Below are 22251 nucleotides of genomic sequence, written 5' to 3'. Positions count from 1 at the left end.
TTGATGTACTTATCTCTAAAGAGGAGGAGACTAAAAAACAAGATCTAATTTAATAGGGAAATTTATTCGAAGTACTTGTCCAATAAAAAAAGAGTTTAATTTGTCAGAATTTATTGTCAACTCTCTTGTCTAGCTGCATAGGATAGAGTAAGCATCTGTTTTAGTTATTGTTTTATAAGAATAACTAAAAAGGGCAGTCTCAAAAGCATTATATGTGGAGACGATGGGGTTTGTGAATAAAAAGTTAATATTTGAAAATGTAGTGTAGAGAGAGTAAAAATCAAGGAGGGGAATAAAATGAAAAACAACAAAATCAATTATGCTGTTTCAAAGGAGAATTGGTCCCTCCACCGTAAAGGATACCAAGATCAGAGAAGGCATCAAGAAAAGGTCCAAGATGCAATTCGTAAAAACCTACCTGACTTAGTAAGTGAAGAGAATATTATCATGTCTAACGGTAGAGAGGTTATTAAAATTCCAATTCGGTCCCTAGATGAATATAAAATTCGTTACAATTACGACAAAAACAAACATGTTGGGCAAGGTAAAGGTGACAGTAAAGTAGGTGACGTAGTAGCAAGGGACCCGAATGCTTCGGGTCAACAAGGTCCAGGAAAAGGGCAAGGTGCGGGAGATCAAGCAGGTGAAGATTACTACGAGGCAGAAGTGTCAATTATGGAAGTCCAGGAAATGTTGTTTAACGAGCTGGAGTTACCGAACTTACAAAGAAAAGAACAAGATGAGATTATCGTAGAGGAAATTGAGTTTAATGACATTCGCAGAAAAGGACTCATGGGTAATATTGACAAGAGAAGGACGATCCTTTCTGCAATCAAAAGAAATGCGTTAGAAGGAAGGCCAGGCATTGTCCCTATATACAATGATGATTTACGTTTTAAAACGTGGAGTGAGAAAGTAAAACCAGAATCTAAAGCAGTAGTTTTAGCGATGATGGATACGAGTGGAAGTATGGGGCGTTGGGAAAAATATATGGCTCGTAGCTTTTTCTTCTGGATGACTCGTTTTCTAAGGTCGAAGTACGAAACCGTCGATATTGAGTTTATAGCTCATCATACTGAAGCTAAAGTTGTTTCTGAAGAAGACTTTTTCTCAAAAGGAGAAAGCGGTGGGACCATTTGTTCATCAGCATATCGAAAAGCGCTTGAACTTATTGATGGAAAATATGATCCAAAACGATATAACATTTATCCGTTCCACTTTTCAGATGGTGACAATTTAACATCAGACAATGCCCGTTGTTTAAAGTTAGTGAATGAATTAATGAATGTTTCGAGTATGTTTGGATATGGTGAGGTAAACCAGTATAGCCGTCATTCCACCTTAATGTCAGCGTATAAAAACATTAAAGATGAGAGTTTTCGTTATTACATCCTAAAGGAAAAAGCGGATGTGTTCCATGCGATGAAGAGTTTCTTTAGGAAAGAGGAAACAGGGGTAATGGCTTAAGTCGATTGCGAGAAAAGTGCTCGAAAAATAATGGGTATAAGGCTACTTATCTTCTGGGACTGGAGAAAGTAGTCTTTTCCGTTTTGTTGGATAGGAACAGCGATGCCTGGAGTGAAAAAGCAAAAGCTACTACATAATTCCAAGTTTATCCCGCAACAACTGACAGTAATACCCCCACTTCAAGACTTCGAGGAAATACAGAAGGATAAGTGGAGGATAAATAGACAGTAACAGCTAAATGAACACAAACTAAATGGGCCACGTCCTGTTGCAACGTCTGTGTGACCCACATCGTGTGGACCTCAACTAACCATCAGTGGGGGAAGAGGAAAACCCCTCACTGATGGAAGTTTTACTTTATTTTCAGACAATATTTTGCATTTATAAGCAAATGAGTTATAATAATGGAAGTATAAAGGAAAGTTTCCTTTAATAATTATTGAATTACTATAATCAGTGTCAGTTAGAAAAGGAGAAGATGAAATGAAATTAAACTTAAAAGGTGAAGGTAAGAAACATATACAGGAAATAATTAAGTTAAGACGACATTTTCATCAGTATCCAGAATTGAGTGGTGAGGAATTTGAAACCTCAAAAAAAGTGCAAGAAAAACTAAGAGAATATAATATTCCTTTTACAACTGGCTATGCCAAAACGGGAATTTTAGGTGTTATTGAAGGGGGGCGTCCAGGTAAAACAGTAGCTTTACGAGCCGATATGGATGCTTTACCAATTACAGAAGAAACAAATCTTCCTTATGCATCAAAGAAAAAAGGGACTATGCATGCATGTGGACATGATGCTCATGTTGCCATGCTTTTAGGGACAGCTCGCCTATTGAACGAAACAAAAGATAAGCTTTCAGGAAAGGTACTCCTTGTTTTTCAACCATCTGAAGAAATTACACCAATAGGTGGGGCAGGTCCAATGTTGGAAGATCAAGTATTTGCTGAGCATACCCCAGATGTTATTTTTGCCCAACACGTATGGCCTGACTTACCTGTTGGACAAGTGGGTGTTCTACCTGGTCCAATGATGGGAGCTTCCGATCGATTTATAGTTGAAATTGAAGGATCTGGTGGACATGCTAGCATGCCACATCAAACTGTGGATGCGATCATCGTCGCTAATTCGGTCATTGGAAACTTACAAACCATTGTCAGTCGTAATGTAAACCCTGTTGACTCTGCTGTTTTAACGATAGGTAGAATCGAAGGTGGATACCGTTACAACGTGGTTGCAGACAAAGTTACCTTTGAGGGAACGATACGAACATTTAAAAATAAAACTAAACAAATGGTAAAAGAACGATTTCAGTCCATTGTTCAAGGCGTGACTGATTCGATGGGAGCCAAAGCTAAGATTGAGTATTATGATGGTTATCCTGCAACAGTAAATGACGAACAATGGGCTAACCATATTAAACGAACCTCACAACAACTATTAGGTCCTAACTCAACTCCTGTAGTAGAGCCTTGCTTAGGGGGTGAGGACTTTAGCCGTTTCCTTTTAAAATATCCTGGGGCCTATTTTTGGTTAGGAACAGCGATTCCTGGAGTGATAAAGCAAAACCCATTACATGATCCCATGTTTATGTTGAATGAAAGTGCAATACAAATCGGAATGGAATTAATGGCACAAATTGCCATAGATGCACTTAACCATTTTCAGGTAGAAGTAGAACAGTCTGAACTTCAATCTGTGCTAGGGAAAGTTGCTAATTTTCAGTAATTATTATAATTTAGTTAATATGGAATAGACTGTCTAGGTAGAGTAGGTGAAAAAATGAAAGTACGAATTGCGATCGTAGGACCAGAGGATTCAGTGCAACAAATTTTAAGTTTTGCTGAAGAGTTCTCAAAGCATGAAAAAGTGAAGCTCCTTCCATTTTCTTATGATAAAACAGAGGAGACTGAACAGATTATCCGAGATAATGTAGGTCAAATTGATCAATGGTTGTTTTCAGGACAGGCTCCCTATTATTACGCGCTAAACAAAGGGTTAATTCAAGCACAAGAAGCAACTTTTTTGACGTTAAACGGATCAAGTTTATTAGGGACATTTCTTGAAATTGTAATTCATGAAGGAAATAGTGTAAAGGAATTAAGTTTAGATACAATACAAAAAGAAGAAATAGCTCAAGTGCAAAAGGCTCATGCATTAAATTCGTTAAACATATATTCTTATTCCTATTCTGGTTATGAACCAGCTGAAGACATTATAAAATTTCATCAACAGTTATTTGAACAAGGTCGTAGTCAAGTCGCCGTTACTTGTATTAAGGAAGTACACTATCAACTTAAAAAGTTAGGAATCCCATGTTATCGAGTTATCCCTTCAGAATTATCGGTTAAAAGAGTATTGACTTTATTAAAGGAAAGAGGCCAATCTAGTCGGTATCGTCAGTCCCAGATTGCAATTTTAGGTATTGAAGTTATTCATTCTGATTTAAGTCTAGAGGAGCATTATTATTCGTATGAAATGAAACACAAGGAGCTAGATTTAAAACATATATTGTTACGACATGCAAAAAATGTTCATGGTTCATTTGTACAAATTGGTGATGGTTTATTTTTTATATATACGACGAGAGGCGAAGTTGATATTCGGTTTAGTGAGCGTTTGCGTTTTGCTATGTTAGATGACGTGTTTTTGCATAGTAATCTTCATATTAGAATGGGAATTGGTTATGGATTAACGGCTTATCATGCGGAACAAAACGTTCGTATTGCCTTGAGGCAGGCTCGTGAATACAATGAACCAACGATCGTGAGTGTAAACGAAGAAAAGAAAATAGAAGAACATTTTAAAAATGAGGACCTAGAATTAATTTCCTATTCAGAACAAAAGTGGGGAAAGGATTGGGAACAGAAGTTTAAGGCAGCCCAACTTAGTCCTAAAGTTGTATCAAAAATCGAATCAGTTGTGCAACGATATAAGAACAACATTGTAACAGCTAGTGAACTTGCTCAATGGTTAAATCGTACAGAACGTAATGCTAGGCGGATCTTAACAGAACTAGATAAACTAGGACTAGCTAAAATATTAAGGGAAGAACAGGTTGGGAATCGCGGACGTCCACGTAAAGTGTATGAGTTGTTGCTTGAAACAACAGATGACTAAAACGTACATTTTAACAGGAGGGAAAGAAATTGAACTTACAAAATTTTTTTGAATTTTCAGTGGAGAGAAATCTTAACCAAACTGCAGTAATTGATCGAAAAAGTAGATTAAATTATTATGAACTTAATGAAAAAGCCAATCGAGTTGCATCGTCATTACAAAAATTAGGGTTAGGAAAGCAAGAACGAGTCATGGTATTATTAAAGAATAGAATTGAAACGGTTGTTTTATTTTGGGCTATCCAAAAGCTTGGTGCGATTTTTACGCCCATCAATTTTCGGTTGTCTCGCGAAGATATCATGTTTTGTATTCAAGATATCGAACCTAAACTCGTTATTTTTGAAGATGCAAGTGAATACTTAATTATGAAGGATATGTTTAAAGAAAGACCCATTTTTATTAGTATTCATACGCATAGTCAACTTGCAGATATAAGTTTATTAGAATTAGAGGAACAAAGCACAAATTCGTATAAACCTGTCCAAATTCGAGAACATGATATTGCAATTATTTACTACACTTCAGGAACAACTGGGGTACCAAAAGGAGTTCCTCGTTCGCATCGCAATGAGTATGCTTCAGCTTTGGCTCATATTGTCCAATGTCAATATCAAATTTTGGATCGAACATTAGGGGTTGCTCCTTTATATCATGTAATTGGTTTACGCTCATTACAGGCTGTAACTGCGTTAAACGGTACTTATATTGCTATGCATGATTTTGATAGTTATGAATCATTACAACTGATTGATAGAGAAAATGTGAGCTGTTTATTTCTTACGCCCACGATGTATCATGATTTAGTTTTTCACCCCTATGCAAAAGAAGTCGATTTTTCGAGTCTTCATACGCTCGCTTATTCTGGGGCGTCGATGTCTAAAGAGTTAATTAAGAAATGTGACGAACTCATACAACCTGAACGGATTGTTAATCAATATGGAAGTACCGAAATTTATACTTTTACGTATTGTCCTGATGTACGGAAAAAGCCAGGTAGCGCGGGAAAACCTGGAATTCATCAAAGTATAAGGCTCATTAATCCAGATCATAAAAGTAGATCATCTACCAAGGTTGTTGCTCAAGGTGAAGTTGGTGAAGTCATTGTAAATATGAAGTCTCCTGAAGCTTTTAAAGGCTATTGGAATCGTCCTGAAATAACAAAGGAGATTATATTTGAAGATTGGTATTACACAGGAGATTTAGGTTTTATTGATGAAGATGGAGATTTAACCGTTATAGGACGAGCAGATGATATGATTATTTCTGGTGGGGAGAATATTTATCCTGAACTGATTGAAAAAATTTTAGTTGAGCATCCAAAAGTGGAGGAAGCTGTTATCGTTGGAGAGGACGATGAACGCTGGGGGCAGAGTGTCGTAGCTTATATTGTACCAACCGATCAGTCGCTCAGCTTTCAAGAGTTGGATCGGTTTTGCAAGTATCATAATCATTTATCTAGTAATCAACGACCACGAAGATATGTATTTATAGAAATGCTTCCAAGAAGTGCAACTGGAAAAATTTTAAGAAAAGAATTACACAACTGTTAATAGGGTTAACCTACTATACAGTAAGGATGAGTTATTAGTTGAATTCGAAATAGTTATCTAGATTTTTACTTTTATTCATAAAAAAGAGGGTATAGTCGAAATGCATAACAAAAGGGTGGATGCTATATGGCCGAGATTTTAATAGTAGATGATCTAGAGAGTAGGCAATCAGTCGAAGCAATTCTCGTAGACAGTCATTATGACTATTTTACAATTAATGCAGTAGAGACTGCTACAAAAGGAATGCATTTATTAAGACAAAAACAACCGACCATTTTGTTATTAGACCTTTCCCTTCCTGACGAAGATGGCCTAGAGTTTGGGATAAAGGCATTAGACATGTACCCGCAGTTACCTGTTGTTGTTCTCACTCATTTAAAGATGTTTGAAATAGTACAAAAATGTATAAATGCAGGTTTTTCGGGGTATCTCCTAAAACCAGTTGCGAAAGGTGATTTTTTGGCTGTTGTTGGTCGCATTTTAACAGAAAAAAATATCCGTAAAGAGGAACAATTTATAGAAAATAAACAAATGGCTAATCGTATTTTTGAAACAGATCTTGCTAACCCCATTGATACAGCGATAAAATTTATCGAAGGTAATTATTTTGAAGCCATAACATTAAAAGATGTTTCAAACCTCGTTTATTTAAGTCCGTCTCACTTTAGTCGTCTGTTTAAAGAAGTGACAGGTTTAAACTTTGTAGAGTATTTAATGAAATTCCGAGTTGACCAATCTAAACTTCAACTGAAAATGTCGATGCTACCAATTGAAGTTATTGCCAGTAATAACGGTTTTTCAAGTGCGGCTTATTTTTCAACGACATTTAAAAAGATAGAAGGTTTAACTCCGAGTGAATATCGTAATATGTTTTTGAGATTACGTGAATAAGTGAAACAAGCAAAAATTTGAAAGTGATTATCCCAAAAATCTATAACAATACCAACTTAATTTTTCTTAAAATTATAAATTATAAAATAAAAATGACTTAAAGCTTCTTATTCGAAGTAATAGAATAAGAAACAAAATTGAAAGCGTTTTAAAAAAGGGTAGGAAGTAAGATCAAACAGTGGGGGGAATAGTATGCCAATTTATGAACGTAAAGAAGGACAAGAACATCCATATTGGCCAGTTGGACCATTTAAAGTCAGGTTACCGTTTGTTCATTACCGATGGGAGAAAGCCGAATTTATTCAAGCACTTATCATGTTTGTTGTTAGTCTTGGAATGATTCCATTATTGACAGAATATCTTGGGTTACCTTATCAAGTAGCGTTAGCTTATGTCGTTGTTGGGGGTATTGGCTTTATGCTTCCTACATTATTAGGGGTAGCAATGGTACCAGGTTGGATTACCCCTGCGATTCCTGTAGTCTTGTTATTTTTAGGGAATTTTGAACCTGGACCAGAAGCAATTCAAGCATTGTTTGCACTACAGTTTATTGTATTTGCTATCTTTTTTATAATGGGAATTACGAAATTAGGGGGCAAGTTAGTCGAACTGGTTCCGAATTCATTAAAAGCAGGAATTTTGATTGGGGCAGGTCTTGCTGCTTTAATGGGAGAAATTCAACATGGTGGACGTTTAATGAATACACCGATTTCACTTATCATTGGGAGTTTAGTTGCTTTCTATATCTTATTTTCATTGTCATTTAAAAAATTAGTAGAAAAAAACAAGTTGGCTAAATCGATTGCCGACTTTGGACTAGTTCCTGCAATGATAATTGCAATGGTCATTGGTTGGATTGTAAGTGAATATCCGTTGGCAAATGTAGAGTGGGGAATTACACAACCAGCATTTGTAGAAATGTGGAGCTATCTTCCTTTTGCCGTTGGTTTTCCAGGTATCGATATCTTTTTAATGGCAGTTCCAACAGCGGTTATTGCTTATATTATTGCTTTTGGTGATATTATTGTCGGGAAAACACTCTTACAACGTGCGGATCATATTCGTAAAGACGAATTAATCGATACAAATGTTAATAGAGTTCATCTTGTGACAGCTATTCGAAACTTCATTCATGCATTCTTTGCGCCGTATCCAGGGTTAGCTGGACCGATGTGGACACCTGTTCAAGCAACAATGGTTGAACGTTATATGCACGGACGTAAAGCAATGGATTCCATTCATAGTGGAATGGGGACATTTTGGATTGCTGGATTTATTGCTCTATTTATTTTACCGTTGGTAAGCTTGTTCCAGCCAGTTTTACCGATTGCTTTATCATTGACATTAATTATTACAGCATACGTATGTATTAGTGTCGGTGTAGAACAAGTTCATACGACTACAGAACGTGGTGTAGCAGGTATTATGGCTGTTGTGCTAGCTATACATGGTGCGACATATGGTTTAATTGCAGGGGTCGTTTTATACTTTTTAATTGAAAAAACAAGCTTGTTTAAACCTAAGTCAAACAAAGAAGAGGAAACTACATCCGAAGAAGACAAAGCTAGTTAATGTTTTTTGCGTAAAAGAGCCCAATACCTATACCGTAGAGTATAGGTATCGGGCATTGTTTTTGAGAAAGCAAACTGACATATAATCCATACTTTTCACACGTTTTATTATGCCTTGCTACCTAATTGTACACTAATTCTCTTTTTGTCATCGAAGTATACCCATTCTTTGAAGCCAATTTCCTTTAAGTGTTGTTGTACAAGATTGAATTCATCGCCTACACGATCAGGTACGTGAGCATCAGAACCGAAAGTAACCGACAAGTTGTAGTAAAGGGCTCTTTCTAATATTTCATCAGATGGATACCAGCCACCAGAATCTTTTGTTTTTCCAGAGGTATTAATTTCAATAGCTAGGCCATGTTCTGCAATAATGGGAAGGGTTTTTTCGATTACATCCGTTTCAATCTGTGAAAACTCAGGATAAAAGCCTTTCATGGCATCAATATGTCCGAGGACTTGAAACATTCCACTGCGAGCCGATAATTCAATGAGTCGGTAATATTCCTCTTTTGTTTTTTGTTTTTGTTCCTTGGTTAATCCTTCCCAGCGTCCTTTTTTAAAAATACTTAAGCTCTCTACAAAATGAACGGAGCCGATAATATAATCAAATGGATACTTTTTAAGTTGTTTTTCATAATGGTCCATTTCTCCAGGGAAAAAATCAGCCTCTACCCCTAGTAATACTTGAATTTTGTCTTGGTATTTTTCTTTTAAAGTTAAAACTTCATTTACATAATTGGAAAAATCACTTTTGGCCATTGTAATACCTGGGCTAGGGTGATCTTCTTTCATATGGAAGTAAGGAGCATGATCTGCAATTCCAATCACATGTAAGCCATTTGTAATGGCGGATTCAATATAATCTTCTATTTTTCCTTTCGCATGTCCACAACGCTCGTGATGAGTATGTAAATCAAAAATTGTATTAGTTGGATTGTTTTTCATTATTTCACCTCTTTAATTGATTATATAGGTTAATCGTTTATTTATTATATGACAAAAGAGACTCAACCCAAAATTTGGGTTGAGTCTCTAAACTTACTAACTTGCTGTCTTTTTAGAAAACAGCTTCTCTTTTTTCTTTTGTTTAACTAACTGATCATCATTAAGTTCTTGATTAAGTGCTTTAATTAAACCATAACACATGACCAAAACAATAAAAGTTAACGGAAGGGCACTTACGATAATTGCTGTCTGCAATCCAGCTAAACCACCAGATGCCATTAATACAAGTGTAGCAGAAACTAAAATAATTCCCCACGTTACTTTGACACGACTTGAAGGGTTTAACTTTCCTCCTGTCGTTAGCATCCCTAAGACGAAAGTAGCAGAGTCAGCGGAAGTAACGAAAAACGTAGTAATTAATGCGACAGTTAAGATTGAAAGTAAAATTCCAAATGTTAATTGTTGATATACATAGAATAAAGCCGTTTCAAGACCTTGGCTAGAAACATTTAATCCTTGAACAAGTTCTAAGTATATTCCAGTTCCGCCAAAGACAGTAAACCATAGACCACATACGAGAGATGGGACAAGAAGTACGGCTATTGTAAACTCACGGATGGTTCTCCCTTTTGATACACGAGCAATGAACATACCGACAAACGGTGTCCATGAAATCCACCAAGCCCAATAGAAAATCGTCCAGCCTTGAGTCCATGCTGCTTCATTCGCATCAAATGGAGAAATACGTAATCCCATTAGAGCAACATTTTGGATGTATGCTCCTAAGCTTGTAGTAAACATATTAAGTAAGAACAAAGTAGGACCCAGAATTAACATGGCAAAAAATAATAGCGTGGCAATCGACATATTTGCGTTACTTAAATATTTAATTCCACGTGAAATTCCTGTGTTTGCTGAGATGATGAAAAGAACAGTGATGATCCCCATAATCACCATTTGAACCATGAAGTTGTTAGGAATACCAATTAAGTATTCTAAGCCAGCATTGATTTGTTGTGAGCCTAATCCAAGCGAGGCAGCTACCCCAAACAATGTTGCAAAAACGGCTACGACATCAACCGTTTGACCGATCGGACCTTTCACCTTTTCACCAAGCACAGGGTAAAGAGTGGCACTCATTAATCCAGGTGCACCTTTGTTAAATTTTTGATAAGCAAGTGCTAACGCTACAATGGCATAAATAGCCCATGCATGTAAGCCCCAGTGAAGCCATGTGTATCGCATACCTAAAATAGCTGATTGTTCTGTACTTCCGTCACCGAATGGCGGGTTTGTAAAGTGGGCAATAGGTTCTGAAACTCCGTAGAATAAGAGTCCAATTCCCATACCCGCTGAAAATAACATTGCAAACCAAGTTGGACGACTGTATTCTGGTTTTGAATCTGGCTTTCCTAACTTGATTTTTCCGTATTTACTAAAGATCATATAAATCGTGAAGCCAAGGAAAAACGTGGCTACTAACTGGTAGAACCACCCGAAGGATTCAAGTACAAAGCTTTGAGCTACTCCCATTGCGGTATTTAGTTGGTTAGGTATAAGCACACCAATTAATACAAAAATGGCAGCTATCCCTACAGAAATTTTAAAAATCGACCTATCACTACTATCCAAATCGTACACTTCCTTTGGTTTCTATGTCATTGATAAGGAAAAAATCCATACCTTATACTATTTAATCACAAGCTAGTAAATTATAAAAAAACGATACTCATGGATATCGTGGTAAATTGACCTATTATGAAGAAGAACATAGAATTATCTTTTGATCATATAAAAATACTACAAAATAAGACGGAATTCTTCATGTTCCTCTAAAAAACGACAAGGGGACTATTGTAATTATTAAAATGGAGGCAAGTATAAAAAAATGGTAAAACCCATATATGTTTATTTAAAATTTGTGAGTGAAAGATAGCAAGTATATGATAAACTATAATTTGGGTAATCATAAAGATATATATTAAAGTTGATTTCCATCAATTTCTACTAACGGCTAGGAGGAGTAAAAATGGAGAAAGTTTTTGTTTTGGGACATAAGAATCCAGATACTGATTCGATTTGTTCTGCTATTGTTTACGCTAATTTAAAAAATAAACTTGGAATGAACGCTGAGCCTATTCGTTTAGGTCAACTGAATGGTGAAACACAATATGTGTTAGACCATTTTCAAGTAGCGGTCCCTCGTTTAGTCGAAAATGTTTCAAAAGAGGTAGAAAGTGTTATCTTAGTGGATCATAATGAGCGTCAACAAAGTGCAGATGATATTAATGAAGTACGAGTATTAGAAGTTATTGATCATCATCGAATTGCTAATTTTGAAACAAGTGATCCTTTGTATTATCGTGCAGAGCCAGTTGGATGTACAACAACAATTTTAAATAAATTACATAAAGAACACGGAGTAGAAGTAACGAAAGAAATGGCTGGATTAATGTTGTCTGCAATTATTTCAGACACGCTATTGTTAAAATCACCGACATGCACAGAGCAAGATGTTGCTGCAGCACGTGAATTAGCTACAATTGCTGGGGTGGAATTAGAAAGTTACGGTTTAGAGATGTTAAAAGCGGGTGCAGATTTAAGTGGAAAAACAATCGCTGAACTGATTTCTTTAGATGCAAAAGAGTTCGATATGGGCTCTAAGAAAGTTGAAATAGCTCAAGTCAATGTAGTCGATACGAATGACGTACTAGCTCGCCAAGATGAACTAGAAGCAGCTTTGAAACAAGTAGTAGCTGACAAAAAGTTAGATTTATTCCTGTTTGTCGTAACAGATATTTTAAATAACGACTCGGTCGGTGTAGCAATTGGTGAAGCTACAGATGCTGTAGAGCAAGCCTTCAACGTTAAATTAACGAATAATACAGCAACGTTAAAAGGTGTAGTCTCACGTAAAAAACAAATCGTGCCAATTCTTACGACAACATTAAATAAAATTAAAGCATAATAAAGTATCTCAACTTATTTTAGATACAGGAAAAAGAGGCTGACTCAGTAAAAATGAGGCAGTCTTTTTTCAAAACAAAGAGAAAATAAATTAGGTGACCATGGGACCAATTGATAATCAGGTATTAGACTATTAAAAGTGGAAGAGGAAATTTGCATGATTAAAAAAATTATCATTGCATTTGTTTTAGGAATAATTCTAACCGTTTTACTATCAGCTTTACGATTAAACCCTATCATTATCTATTTCATCATTATACTAGTTATATTGTTTATAGTATTATATATTCCGCATCTTTTACCAGCCTATGTATCTAAAAATGAAAAAAGGGTTGAGAGGTTTATATTAAAAAACAAACAAAATCCTCAAGTTTATTTATTTTTTGCGTTAGCAAACAAGCTTGACGAAGATGTAAAGGATACGATTACTGAATTGCTAGAAAAAAATAAGGCAGAGCATCATCGTGCACTGTATCAGACTATCCTGCATTTTTATAATCAGAATTACATAGCTGCAAAAGAATCTCTTGAAGGAATAAAACCTGAAAAAATAAAAGAGTATTATAAAATAGGTGTTGAAATGGAAACAGGTTCGTTAGAAAAAGCTGCTATCGAAATCGACAAGTTAAAAGAAGGTTGGGTAAAATATTCGTTGCAAGCTGAATTACAAAATAAGAAGGGCGATCAACCTGCCGCAACTCACTATGCAAATCTAGCTCTTGAAAGAACACGGGGGTTGCAATGGTACTTGCTCTACTGTGAATATAAAAGGGAATACAAAATAGAAAACCAATGAATACTCCCAATAAGACAGTCTCAAAAGATGCACTTAGTGATTATATGAGATAGCTTTTTATTTATTCAATCATAACTGAACATAGTTGTCGTAGTTTTGTTTCTCCATACGTAGTGAAATGTATAAAAAACATCAATTATTAGCTTCAATGCGATAACGGATGTTTTTTTGCTGTTTTGTAAATCCATAATTTTGGTAGGTGACGGACGTATTTTTAATCATGAAATGAAAGAAGTTTTTTATAGGTTAAGGAGGATTTTTAAAATGGAAGCGAGAATGAGTGTATTACTTACTATTTTAGAGTAGGTTAGGAGGAACGAACGGATGCAATCAAAGCTAATTTTTCCTGAACTTAGCTATGTCGGTTTAGGAGCTATTGATAATCTTTATAATGAGGTAAAGAAACTTAAAGTTAGTAGAATTATTGTAATTACGGAAAAGAACCTAGTCGACCTTGGAATTTGTTCAAAAGCATTAAAATCGATTATGTCTGCCTACTCGATTGAACTTTATACGGATGTTGTTCCAGAACCACCCCTCCATACGGCTGAGAAACTAGTTCAACATATAAGAAATGGAAAGTTTGATTTGGTTATTGGTGTTGGTGGTGGAAGCGCTCTCGATTTAGCAAAATTAGGTGCAGTCCTTGCAAAAAATGACGGTGATGTGAAGGATTACTTAAATTTAACGGGGTCAAAACAGATCATGCAGAAGGGTTTGCCGAAGATTATGATTCCAACGACTTCTGGAACAGGTTCAGAAGTGACAGATATTGCTGTTCTCTCTTTAGATGGCACAAAAGATGTCGTAACACATCCGTACTTGTTATCTGATATTGCTATTGTTGATCCATTGTTGACGATGTCAGTACCTCCAAGAATAACCGCAGCTACTGGTATTGATGCTTTAACTCATGCAATTGAAGCTTATATTTCAGTGAATGCAAACGATGTAACTGATGGTATCGCAGTAAAGGCAATTGAACTCGTAGGAAAGTCATTGGAAATTGCTTATTCAAACGGGAATAATGAAGAAGCTAGAGAACAAATGAGTACGGCAAGTTATATGGCAGGACTGGCCTTCTATAATGCTGGAGTTGGTGGTGTTCACGCACTTGCGTATCCTCTAGGCAATAGGTTTAAGTTACCGCATGGTGAGTCAAATGCTGTCCTACTTCCTTATGTTATGGATTACATTCGGGGTGGATGCCAAGATAAGTTAGCCGAAGTTAATTTAAAATTAAATCAACAAGTTCAACAAATAGGAAGCGTTGAGCAAATGTCTAAGGACTGTGTCAATACTCTTTTCAAGCTCAACCAAAATCTCAATTTACCAACGAGTTTGAAAGATTATGGTATTGAAAAACAACATATTAAAATGTTATCCGATGATGCAGTAAAACAAACAAGACTGCTAGCACGAAGTCCAGTTGAGTTACAGTGGGAAGATATTTATCAAATTTATTCTTCAGCCTATGAGGGAAAAACGTTATAGGGTAAAAGAGATTAGACGGACGAGGTGTTTTAAATGTTTCATAAAATTATAGAACCACGCGTCTCAGAAACAGACGGCGCGGGCCATATTAATAATACAACAATACCTATTTGGTTTGAGTCAGGAAGAGATGAGATCTTTCGCTTGTTTACACCTGATTTATCGTTTTCGAATTGGCGATGTGTCATCATAAAAATGAATGTTGATTATGTAAGTCAAATTTACTACGGACGTCCAGTGACTGTTCATACGTGGATTGCAAGAGTTGGAAATTCAAGTTTTGAAGTGTACGAAGAGATTCATCAAGATGGGATAGTTTGTGCAAAAGGGAACTCTACGTATGTGAATTTTAACTTTGAAACGCAAAAACCAGAACCCATACCTAATGAAATTAAAAAAACGTTATCTGAACATTTGTATGAGGTCAAAGAATAAGATTGAAACGTTTCGAGTTAAAGTAACTCGGTGCGTAGTCTGTGAAGTTCTTTAATTGTTATACGATAATTTCAATGCATATGTTTAAGGTAAAATAAAAAACAGTGGGATTTTCCCACTGTTTTTTATATTAGGTCTCCACTTTGAATTCTTGGACTTCCATTAGGATCAGCTAATTCGATTGGTGTGCTTTGAATTCTTGGACTCCCATTAGGGTCAGCTGTTTCTGCAAATGGTGAACTAATTACTAAAGCAGAGATTAATAACAATCCACAAAGAAACTTTTTCATCAATAATTTCTCCTTATCTTTGAAATATTTATAGTTATACACGCAAAGCATCGAGTACTGCGTTATTTACCCCGAGTTTTTTTAACTCGATTAGAGGTAAATTTCTATAGTAGTAATCACCTGCTTTTTTAAAGTGTGTAACTGACTCATAAAATCGATCTTCATTATTTTCTAATATTCCTCTGTAATAGTAATGGAAGCCTAGTTGGAAATTATTTGTAATTTTTGGTTTTACTTCATCTAAGAGCTTTTTTGCTTCTTCAAAGTTCTTAGTTTTGATTAAGTAAAAAGCGTATCCCTGTTTTTCTTCAAGAGCGCTGTAAGGTGATGTTCTACTATACTTTTCAGGTCTGTTCCAGAAACAATAGGCAAAATTAAGGCTACTCTGTGCATTGGTTAGTTCAACATGGTGGCCTAATTTTTTAAATACTTCTTTTGATTTGTTAAAAGCGGCAACAGCAAAATCTAAATTAGATTGAATAAAAGAGTTGCCTAAATTCTTAAAAGCTATTCCTATAGCAAGTTCATTAACTTCATTTTTGCAAATAAAGTTTCCGTAGTTTCTTGATAATTCTAACTGATTTAAGTGTACATAAACTGACTGCATAATTAACCCAAATCTTGTTAGTAAAGAATTTTTCATATAGCCATCTTCTAAATGCTCAATTTCGGCACGTACTAACTCACTCATACTAGAAATCATTTCGAAACTTTTTAAGTCATAGTAATTATATAATTGAAGGACTTTTCTCAAAGCATTGATTTCTTTGGAGTTCGTTTGTATGTATGTTAATGTACTAGTTGCCTCTATTAAACTTAACTGACCTTTTACGACTTCGCGATCAATTCGATAAACTTCTGCCCAGATCTGACTTTCTTCATTTTCAGAAGCTGATAAATTCTCTATTAAGTGGTCTAGTACATCAGTCATATTATTGTTTATGACATATTCTAGTGCTGTTCGTGCTAGAGCAGTGGCAGGATTTAAACTAATTATCGTTTGTTTAATATCATCTGCTGAAGAAAGATATTCTAAGATGTCTTGATTATTATCATCCATTTCTATCAGCCCTTTTGATCTGTTTTTTTGGAATTATTCCACAAATTGAATATAACACCTTAATTTTGTTGTAGTCAATGAATTAAAAGTACTATTATTGTAAAATTAAGAGGAATACTAGGTTTAAAAACATAATAAGAGAAAAAGTAACACAATATATCTCTCATTGTAATACGAAACAGATGCCTTGCACCAGGATTAGCTAGTGCAAGGCATGCATGGTCTTATTATTCGGTTACCATAAACTCCTTTTCAAGTGAATATTCGACTTCTTTATGGTTATCTTTGATTTTACATCAACTCTTAATAGATTTAAAAGTTATAAAAATTATAAATAAAAATAATAACAAAAAATGTAAAAAGAAGGGAGGTGATTTGGTGAAATTTTTCGACACTTTTTAGAAAATAATAGCATAAAAGCAATAATTATAATGAAAAAAGTTATAAGATTTGTCATAACAAAAATAAATAAAGGAAACTTTGTGACATATTGTTAGAAATGACCAGTAAACTACGATTTTCTTTTCTTGTTACTAATTCTATATTCCCTTATAGTGGAAAGTAAGTATTCTATTAGGAGGGGTTTCATGACTAGAAAAACCTTGGGTTATGGGGGCATTGCTGTAGTTCTACTAATTTTCATTGGAGCCCTAACAGGGGTTATTTATCAACAAAGTAAAGATAGTACCGTACAGGTAAATGAAGAAAGTGAAGAAATTATACCATCCATTGAAGGAGTTGAAGAGGTATCAAATGAAGAAGAAAAAAACGAAAATATAGACGTTAGTGAAATAGAAGAAGTAAAACAAGTGATTTCTAGCTCTCATAAAACGCTCAATGTAGCTGTAGGATGGCAAGGGCATCAAAACTTTTCATGGACAAATAGACAAGAAGAATTAAAATCTCTTTTAGCAAAAACAAATTCTATATTAGAAAACGTTTCTGAATCTAGTTTAGAACAGGATATTATGAACGTTGTCGCTTGTATAGAAAAAGCAATAAATGACCATGACGTTGAAGGTGTTATTTTAGCTCATCGAATTATGCATGATTTAGATTATTATCTCAACGGAAATGCAGCAGACGGCATATTATATTTTATAACCCATTACGGTAATGATCAAAATGTAGAAGAATTATATTCTTATATATATTGAAAATAAAATCTTCTAAACGATCAAGCAAAAGAAAGGCTGACTCAGTATCATAGCTCTTGCATGAAACGGACAAGCTCGACTAGTATGAGTCAGCCAATGAGTGGGATTTAAATTTTAGTCGACAATAATATAAGCGATCATAGGTCCATTATGATCAATATGGGAATGGGTCGTACAGATGAGACGATAAATCCCTTTTTCAGTAAAATGAAGATTAAGTACGGTTTCCTCACCTTTTTTTACAGTTCCTTTGATGTCAGTACCTTCAATAATAAAAGGATGCTCTTTTCCATTAACCCCATAAATAGTCAACTTTACATTTTTGTCCTTAGGTAAATAAATTGTACCTGGGTCCCACCGGTAAGATTCAATTTCTCTGCCATCATCTGTTTTTGACTTTAATTCGCTAGTCACCATATGAATTTCAAATCCCTCTTCGACTGACTGTGATCCTGCTTCAGTTACCGCTCTTGCGTTGAAAATATACCAACTAAATCCAATGAATAGTACTGCAATGGCGAGAAAAAACCACTTCTTTTTAATAACGATTAACATGAAATTTGCCCCCTTAAAAATATGCTTAATACACTATATGCATGATAGAGGGGGGAACTTGTCTATTTTTTTTATTTTTATCCTGTTTAACAGATGTTAAGACCCCCACTATAGAGAAATCAAAGAAGCTTAAGTTGAGGATCAACGGCCAGTAACCACTAAATGAACACAGACAGCGCCAAGTCCTGTGACCCCATCTGTGTGACCCCATATCGTGTGGGCTGTAACTAACCCTCACAGGTGGAGGTTTCACTTATAGAATGGAAGATGCGAATAGTGTTTTTTGAAGCTTTAAACAATAAGTATGTGTAATGTCAAATTCTTTTGGTGTACGTATGGTTGAAAAATTGTTTAAAACATTTGGCCCCTTATACCAATCGCTCAAGTCTGAAAAAGAATGAGGAACGTTATCCCAAACGTTTACTAAAGGTGGGCTATAAATAAAAGGGTTTTTGCTATTACAAATATTTTTGGTAGAAATCGGTATTTTAGGGCTATTTTTTATTGAGAAAATATGCTTCCAATAATCGCTTCTTGATCCAGTATGATTGGTAGTGAGAGCAAATTTTGATATGTCTTTAATAAGTGGTTCGATTCCAAATAAAATCGAGTAAAGTCGTTTTCCGATGTCAATTCTTTCGTTAATTGAGGAAAAATTTTGCACGGCAACCCCTGCTAATCTTACTTTCTGATTTTGGTAAATGTAAGGTAGTTGGACTTGAGTAAACTGTAATAGTTCTTGAGCTTGAAATAAAAAAGAGTGAAGGACTGTCTCCTGAAAGTAGTGGTTTTGTATCACACGTTTTTCAATGTAATGTTGTTCATTAATAATTAGAGCGATAGTAAGGAACTGCGAGTTTTTCTCGTTGAAGAAAAGCTCCCATACTGGGTACATGAATGATGAAATATTGAAATGGTGTAATAAGTGAAATAAACTTTTGTTCTGCCGTTTACTTTCTTCATATAATAAAAGTTGTGGATAAGCATCATGAAAAATAAGTGCATTAGCTGTTTCTAAGAACATACAATAATCGTTTTGCTGTTGATTAGACAGCAAATTGCTTAATAAGTTTCCTTTCAAATCGGTCATATTCCAGCCACCATTACGAGATACGAGATGTGCAAGAAAAGCCCAATGGACCTCAGGATGGTCCTTGTAAAAGTTCAGGTAGGCTTTGGTACGCGTGATATTGTTTTGATTGAATTGTTTTGTTCTTTGTTGAATTTTTTTTATGATAAGACGTTCTTTAGTAAAAATAGTAGGTTTGAGAATGGAAGAAGAGTGTTCCTGTAACATCTGTTTTAAGGTTTCGGTAGTAGTGGTAGGTATTTCAATTTCCTTCCAAACGAAAGAGGTGTTGGATTGATATTTGTACTTTTGGAGTTGGTTTGAGGCTAAACTTACTAATTGGAAAGGTAATGTCACAAGCTGTTTTAAAGGTGTAAACATAAACAGGTCCCTCCCTTTACCCCGCAACAACTGGCAGTAATACCCTCACTTCAAGACTTCGAGTAATTAAAGAAGGATATGTGGATAAACTGCCAGTAACAACTAAATGAACACAGACTAAATGCGCCACATCCTGTGGCAACGTATGTGTGACCCACACCATGTGGCCTCAACTAACCATCAGTCGCCCAAGAGGAACCCCCCTCACTGATGGAAGGTTCACTATATCTAAGTGTATTAGGAGAGAGGCCTGTTTTAGTAGGGAAGTTTGTTTTAAACAGCTTTTTTAAATTTTTGATACGGTATATTTGATAATAGACTATGTGATAGTATACCAAGCATAATAATAAATACACCTACTAAAGCAATCGAGTTTGGAAGGGGAGAAGCTAACCATAAAACGTCTCCTAACATAACAAAAACAATTTGAGTAGATTGGGTTGCTTCAACAGCACCTAATTTCTCTGGTGAATGCCTCGTTAACTCAGTTGCATAAAAAAATAATGACGTTGCTATTACACCAGAACAAATGGCCACAAGTAACGTTTGTTGTACTTGAATTACACTAGGAGGTCCAACCGTAACTAAGCCATAACCAGCCATTAGTATCCAGAAAGGTGTACTTGCGATCGTCATACCAAGTATTCGTTGAAATGTGTCTAATCGTCCATCGCACAATTCCATCATTTTTCGGTTACCTAATGGATAAGCGAAGGTTGAAATAATAACAGGGAGAAATCCTAATAAAAAAACGTGTAAGTTAGAATGTTGAAACTGTGTGCTTTGAATGAATAATATACCTATAAATATAATCGAAGAGATTATAAGGGCCTTTTTTGGGATAGTATTCCTTACTTTTCTTAGTCCGTTATCTGTTTGAACCATTGTAGAAAACAAAGGAGTTAGAAGCAACCCTGAGATAATCGTAAATTGCCAAGTTCCTGCAGTAAGCCAACTAGGACCATAAGCTGCTGCAAATGTAATAGGTGCATAAAAGAGGACAAAACCTACAAAACTCCACAACACCCAAGCACCTAAATTTTGTTTCATTTCTAAAAATAATTCTTTTAAATTGTTTCTAAAAAAGACGATCAATAAAAAGAACGGAATCATGAAGAGAAAACGTAATGACGCACTCCAAAGCCAACTCCCACCCGTAAGTTCCATTGAGCGATTAAAAATAAAAGTGAAAGAGAAAAAGAAAGCCGCCAATATTCCGATCAAAATACCTTTCATATTTAACACCAACCTAGAAGAGTATAATATAACAACCATTATGTAAATTATATTATACACATTATTCAGAAAAATGAAATAGACATTATGATATAATTTAACTTTGTTCGATTTGCTAAATAATATTTTTGAAGTGAGGGTTTGATATGTACGAACTATTAAAAACATTAACATCATTACACGGTCCTTGTGGGTACGAGCAACCAGTAACAAGTTGGATAAAACATACGATTGAAGGATTGGTAGACGAACTAACGGTTGATAGTTTAGGAAATGTCATTGCTCATAAAAAAGGCACATCTCCTGGACCTAAAACCATTATAACTGCTCATATGGATGAGATCGGTTTTATCGTAAAAAAAATTGAAAATAATGGGTTAATTCGGTTTGAAAAGCTAGGGGGGCATGATGATCGAATATTGCTTGCACAAAAAGTTCAAGTTCGAACAAAGACAGGGCTATTAGCAGGGGTTATCGGTACGATTTCAGCTCATTTTGCTAAATTTGATGATCCTAACAAAGTACGTAACCATAGGCAGTTATACATAGATATCGGTGCAACATCAAAAGAAAACGCAGTGGCATTGGGAGTTGAGATTGGCAACCTCATTACTTGGTGGCCATCGATGGACTTTTTAGGAAACGAACAAACAGGAAGGGTAGTAGGTAAAGGGTTTGATGATCGAGCAGGTTGTGCGGTAATTATTCAAACATTACGAGACCTTCAAGGAGTTCATTTTGCTGGAGAGGTAATTGCAATTTTTACTGTCCAAGAGGAGGTCGGTCTTCGTGGTGCACAAGTAGCTGCAAGAAATGTAGAAGCGGACGTAGCTATAGCGATTGATACTACGGCGGTCAGCGATACTCCAGAGGATACAATGGATCAAACACTACATTTAGGACGAGGTACAGGGGTAAAGGTGATTGATTTTAGTTTAATTTCTCATCCAATGGTAAAAGAAAAATTACTTGAACTAGCAAAAAGAACAAGCATTAATTTTCAATATGAAGTGTTTCCAGGAATCGGAACCGATGGTGGAGCTGTTAGTTTAGCGAATAAAGGAATACCAACAGGTGTGTTGTCTATTCCATCTCGTTATGCTCATTCTCCTGTAGAAGTCATTGATATGGCTGATTTAGAGGCAACCAAAGGTTTATTAAAAGAGTTTATCTTATCAATGAAAGAGGATACGGAATTTACGTTTATTTAACGCTTTTCCGAAAGAAATCTCGCTCTTTAAGCAACCCGTAAGGATGATAA

19 protein-coding genes are annotated in these 22251 nt (G+C 35.4%); 12 read left to right on the top strand and 7 right to left on the bottom strand.

Translation table 11 applies throughout. The annotated features are described in order from the left end of the window. Positions 1-297 precede the first annotated feature (297 nt). The 6 genes from yhbH to BK574_RS14310 all read left to right on the top strand — a co-directional run bounded on the left by yhbH (position 298) and on the right by BK574_RS14310 (position 8603). Positions 298-1467 carry a sporulation protein YhbH gene (gene yhbH, locus BK574_RS14335; RefSeq protein WP_075388426.1) on the top strand — a complete coding sequence of 390 codons (1170 nt, stop codon included), beginning with the start codon at positions 298-300 and terminating at the stop codon, positions 1465-1467. 483 nt (positions 1468-1950) lie between these two features. Next, a complete protein-coding gene (locus BK574_RS14330; protein WP_078429082.1) occupies positions 1951-3198 on the top strand; it encodes a M20 metallopeptidase family protein in 1248 nt (415 codons plus the stop codon). Between the two features lie 54 nt (positions 3199-3252). After that, on the top strand, positions 3253-4590 hold the full coding sequence (locus BK574_RS14325) for a helix-turn-helix domain-containing protein (RefSeq protein ID WP_078429081.1): 1338 nt from the start codon (positions 3253-3255) through the stop codon (positions 4588-4590). 29 nt (positions 4591-4619) lie between these two features. After that, positions 4620-6140 carry a class I adenylate-forming enzyme family protein gene (locus tag BK574_RS14320; protein ID WP_078429080.1) on the top strand — a complete coding sequence of 507 codons (1521 nt, stop codon included), beginning with the start codon at positions 4620-4622 and terminating at the stop codon, positions 6138-6140. Positions 6141-6266: 126 nt separating this feature from the next. Then, positions 6267-7031: a helix-turn-helix domain-containing protein gene (locus tag BK574_RS14315; protein ID WP_078429079.1), complete on the top strand. Its 765-nt coding sequence runs from the start codon at positions 6267-6269 to the stop codon at positions 7029-7031. 192 nt (positions 7032-7223) lie between these two features. After that, the gene (locus BK574_RS14310; protein ID WP_078429078.1) at positions 7224-8603 is read left to right on the top strand and encodes a solute carrier family 23 protein; all 1380 of its coding nucleotides are present in this window, start codon (positions 7224-7226) and stop codon (positions 8601-8603) included. Between the two features lie 107 nt (positions 8604-8710). Here BK574_RS14310 and BK574_RS14305 read toward each other — a convergent pair whose 3' ends face one another. Beyond that, positions 8711-9550, bottom strand: a complete 840-nt coding sequence (locus BK574_RS14305) for a histidinol-phosphatase (protein WP_078429077.1) — start codon at positions 9548-9550, stop codon at positions 8711-8713. Between the two features lie 96 nt (positions 9551-9646). Continuing rightward, on the bottom strand, positions 9647-11182 hold the full coding sequence (locus BK574_RS14300; RefSeq protein WP_238458024.1) for a glycine betaine uptake BCCT transporter: 1536 nt from the start codon (positions 11180-11182) through the stop codon (positions 9647-9649). A gap of 397 nt (positions 11183-11579) precedes the next feature. Here BK574_RS14300 and BK574_RS14295 point away from each other — a divergent pair, with 397 nt between their 5' ends. From BK574_RS14295 to BK574_RS14280, 4 genes are all read left to right on the top strand, one after another. Next, positions 11580-12518, top strand: a complete 939-nt coding sequence (locus tag BK574_RS14295; protein ID WP_078429076.1) for a manganese-dependent inorganic pyrophosphatase — start codon at positions 11580-11582, stop codon at positions 12516-12518. Positions 12519-12674: 156 nt separating this feature from the next. After that, complete coding sequence (locus BK574_RS14290) at positions 12675-13313, top strand: hypothetical protein (RefSeq protein ID WP_078429075.1); 639 nt, start codon at positions 12675-12677, stop codon at positions 13311-13313. 324 nt (positions 13314-13637) lie between these two features. Further along, positions 13638-14807, top strand: coding sequence for an iron-containing alcohol dehydrogenase (locus BK574_RS14285; protein ID WP_078429074.1), 1170 nt, complete (start codon positions 13638-13640; stop codon positions 14805-14807). 33 nt (positions 14808-14840) lie between these two features. Further along, on the top strand, positions 14841-15242 hold the full coding sequence (locus BK574_RS14280; protein WP_078429073.1) for an acyl-CoA thioesterase: 402 nt from the start codon (positions 14841-14843) through the stop codon (positions 15240-15242). A 125-nt stretch (positions 15243-15367) separates the two neighbouring features. Here BK574_RS14280 and BK574_RS27565 read toward each other — a convergent pair whose 3' ends face one another. Both BK574_RS27565 and BK574_RS14275 read right to left on the bottom strand, forming a co-directional pair. Then, positions 15368-15532, bottom strand: a complete 165-nt coding sequence (locus BK574_RS27565; RefSeq protein WP_158211664.1) for a hypothetical protein — start codon at positions 15530-15532, stop codon at positions 15368-15370. 34 nt (positions 15533-15566) lie between these two features. Next, the gene (locus tag BK574_RS14275; protein ID WP_078429072.1) at positions 15567-16592 is read right to left on the bottom strand and encodes an AimR family lysis-lysogeny pheromone receptor; all 1026 of its coding nucleotides are present in this window, start codon (positions 16590-16592) and stop codon (positions 15567-15569) included. A gap of 587 nt (positions 16593-17179) precedes the next feature. Between BK574_RS14275 and BK574_RS14270 the strand changes: the two genes are divergently transcribed. Then, the gene (locus BK574_RS14270; RefSeq protein ID WP_078429071.1) at positions 17180-17749 is read left to right on the top strand and encodes a hypothetical protein; all 570 of its coding nucleotides are present in this window, start codon (positions 17180-17182) and stop codon (positions 17747-17749) included. A 114-nt stretch (positions 17750-17863) separates the two neighbouring features. On the opposite strand, the gene BK574_RS14265 is transcribed toward BK574_RS14270, so the two are convergent. From BK574_RS14265 to BK574_RS14255, 3 genes are all read right to left on the bottom strand, one after another. Next, on the bottom strand, positions 17864-18304 hold the full coding sequence (locus tag BK574_RS14265) for a cupredoxin domain-containing protein (protein ID WP_078429070.1): 441 nt from the start codon (positions 18302-18304) through the stop codon (positions 17864-17866). A gap of 253 nt (positions 18305-18557) precedes the next feature. Further along, entirely contained in the window at positions 18558-19754 is a 1197-nt protein-coding gene (locus BK574_RS14260; protein ID WP_078429069.1) for a DUF2515 family protein, read from the bottom strand. 273 nt (positions 19755-20027) lie between these two features. Next, complete coding sequence (locus BK574_RS14255; protein ID WP_078429068.1) at positions 20028-20990, bottom strand: DMT family transporter; 963 nt, start codon at positions 20988-20990, stop codon at positions 20028-20030. A 146-nt stretch (positions 20991-21136) separates the two neighbouring features. On the opposite strand from BK574_RS14255, the gene BK574_RS14250 reads away from it, so the two are divergent. Further along, a complete protein-coding gene (locus tag BK574_RS14250) occupies positions 21137-22201 on the top strand; it encodes a M42 family metallopeptidase (RefSeq protein WP_078429067.1) in 1065 nt (354 codons plus the stop codon). Positions 22202-22251: the final 50 nt, after the last annotated feature.

It is taken from the genome of Alkalihalobacterium alkalinitrilicum, from assembly GCF_002019605.1.
In the GTDB taxonomy this organism is placed as follows: Bacteria; Bacillota; Bacilli; order Bacillales; family Bacillaceae_F; genus Alkalihalobacterium; species Alkalihalobacterium alkalinitrilicum.
This window is presented reverse-complemented; position numbering and strand designations above follow the sequence as displayed.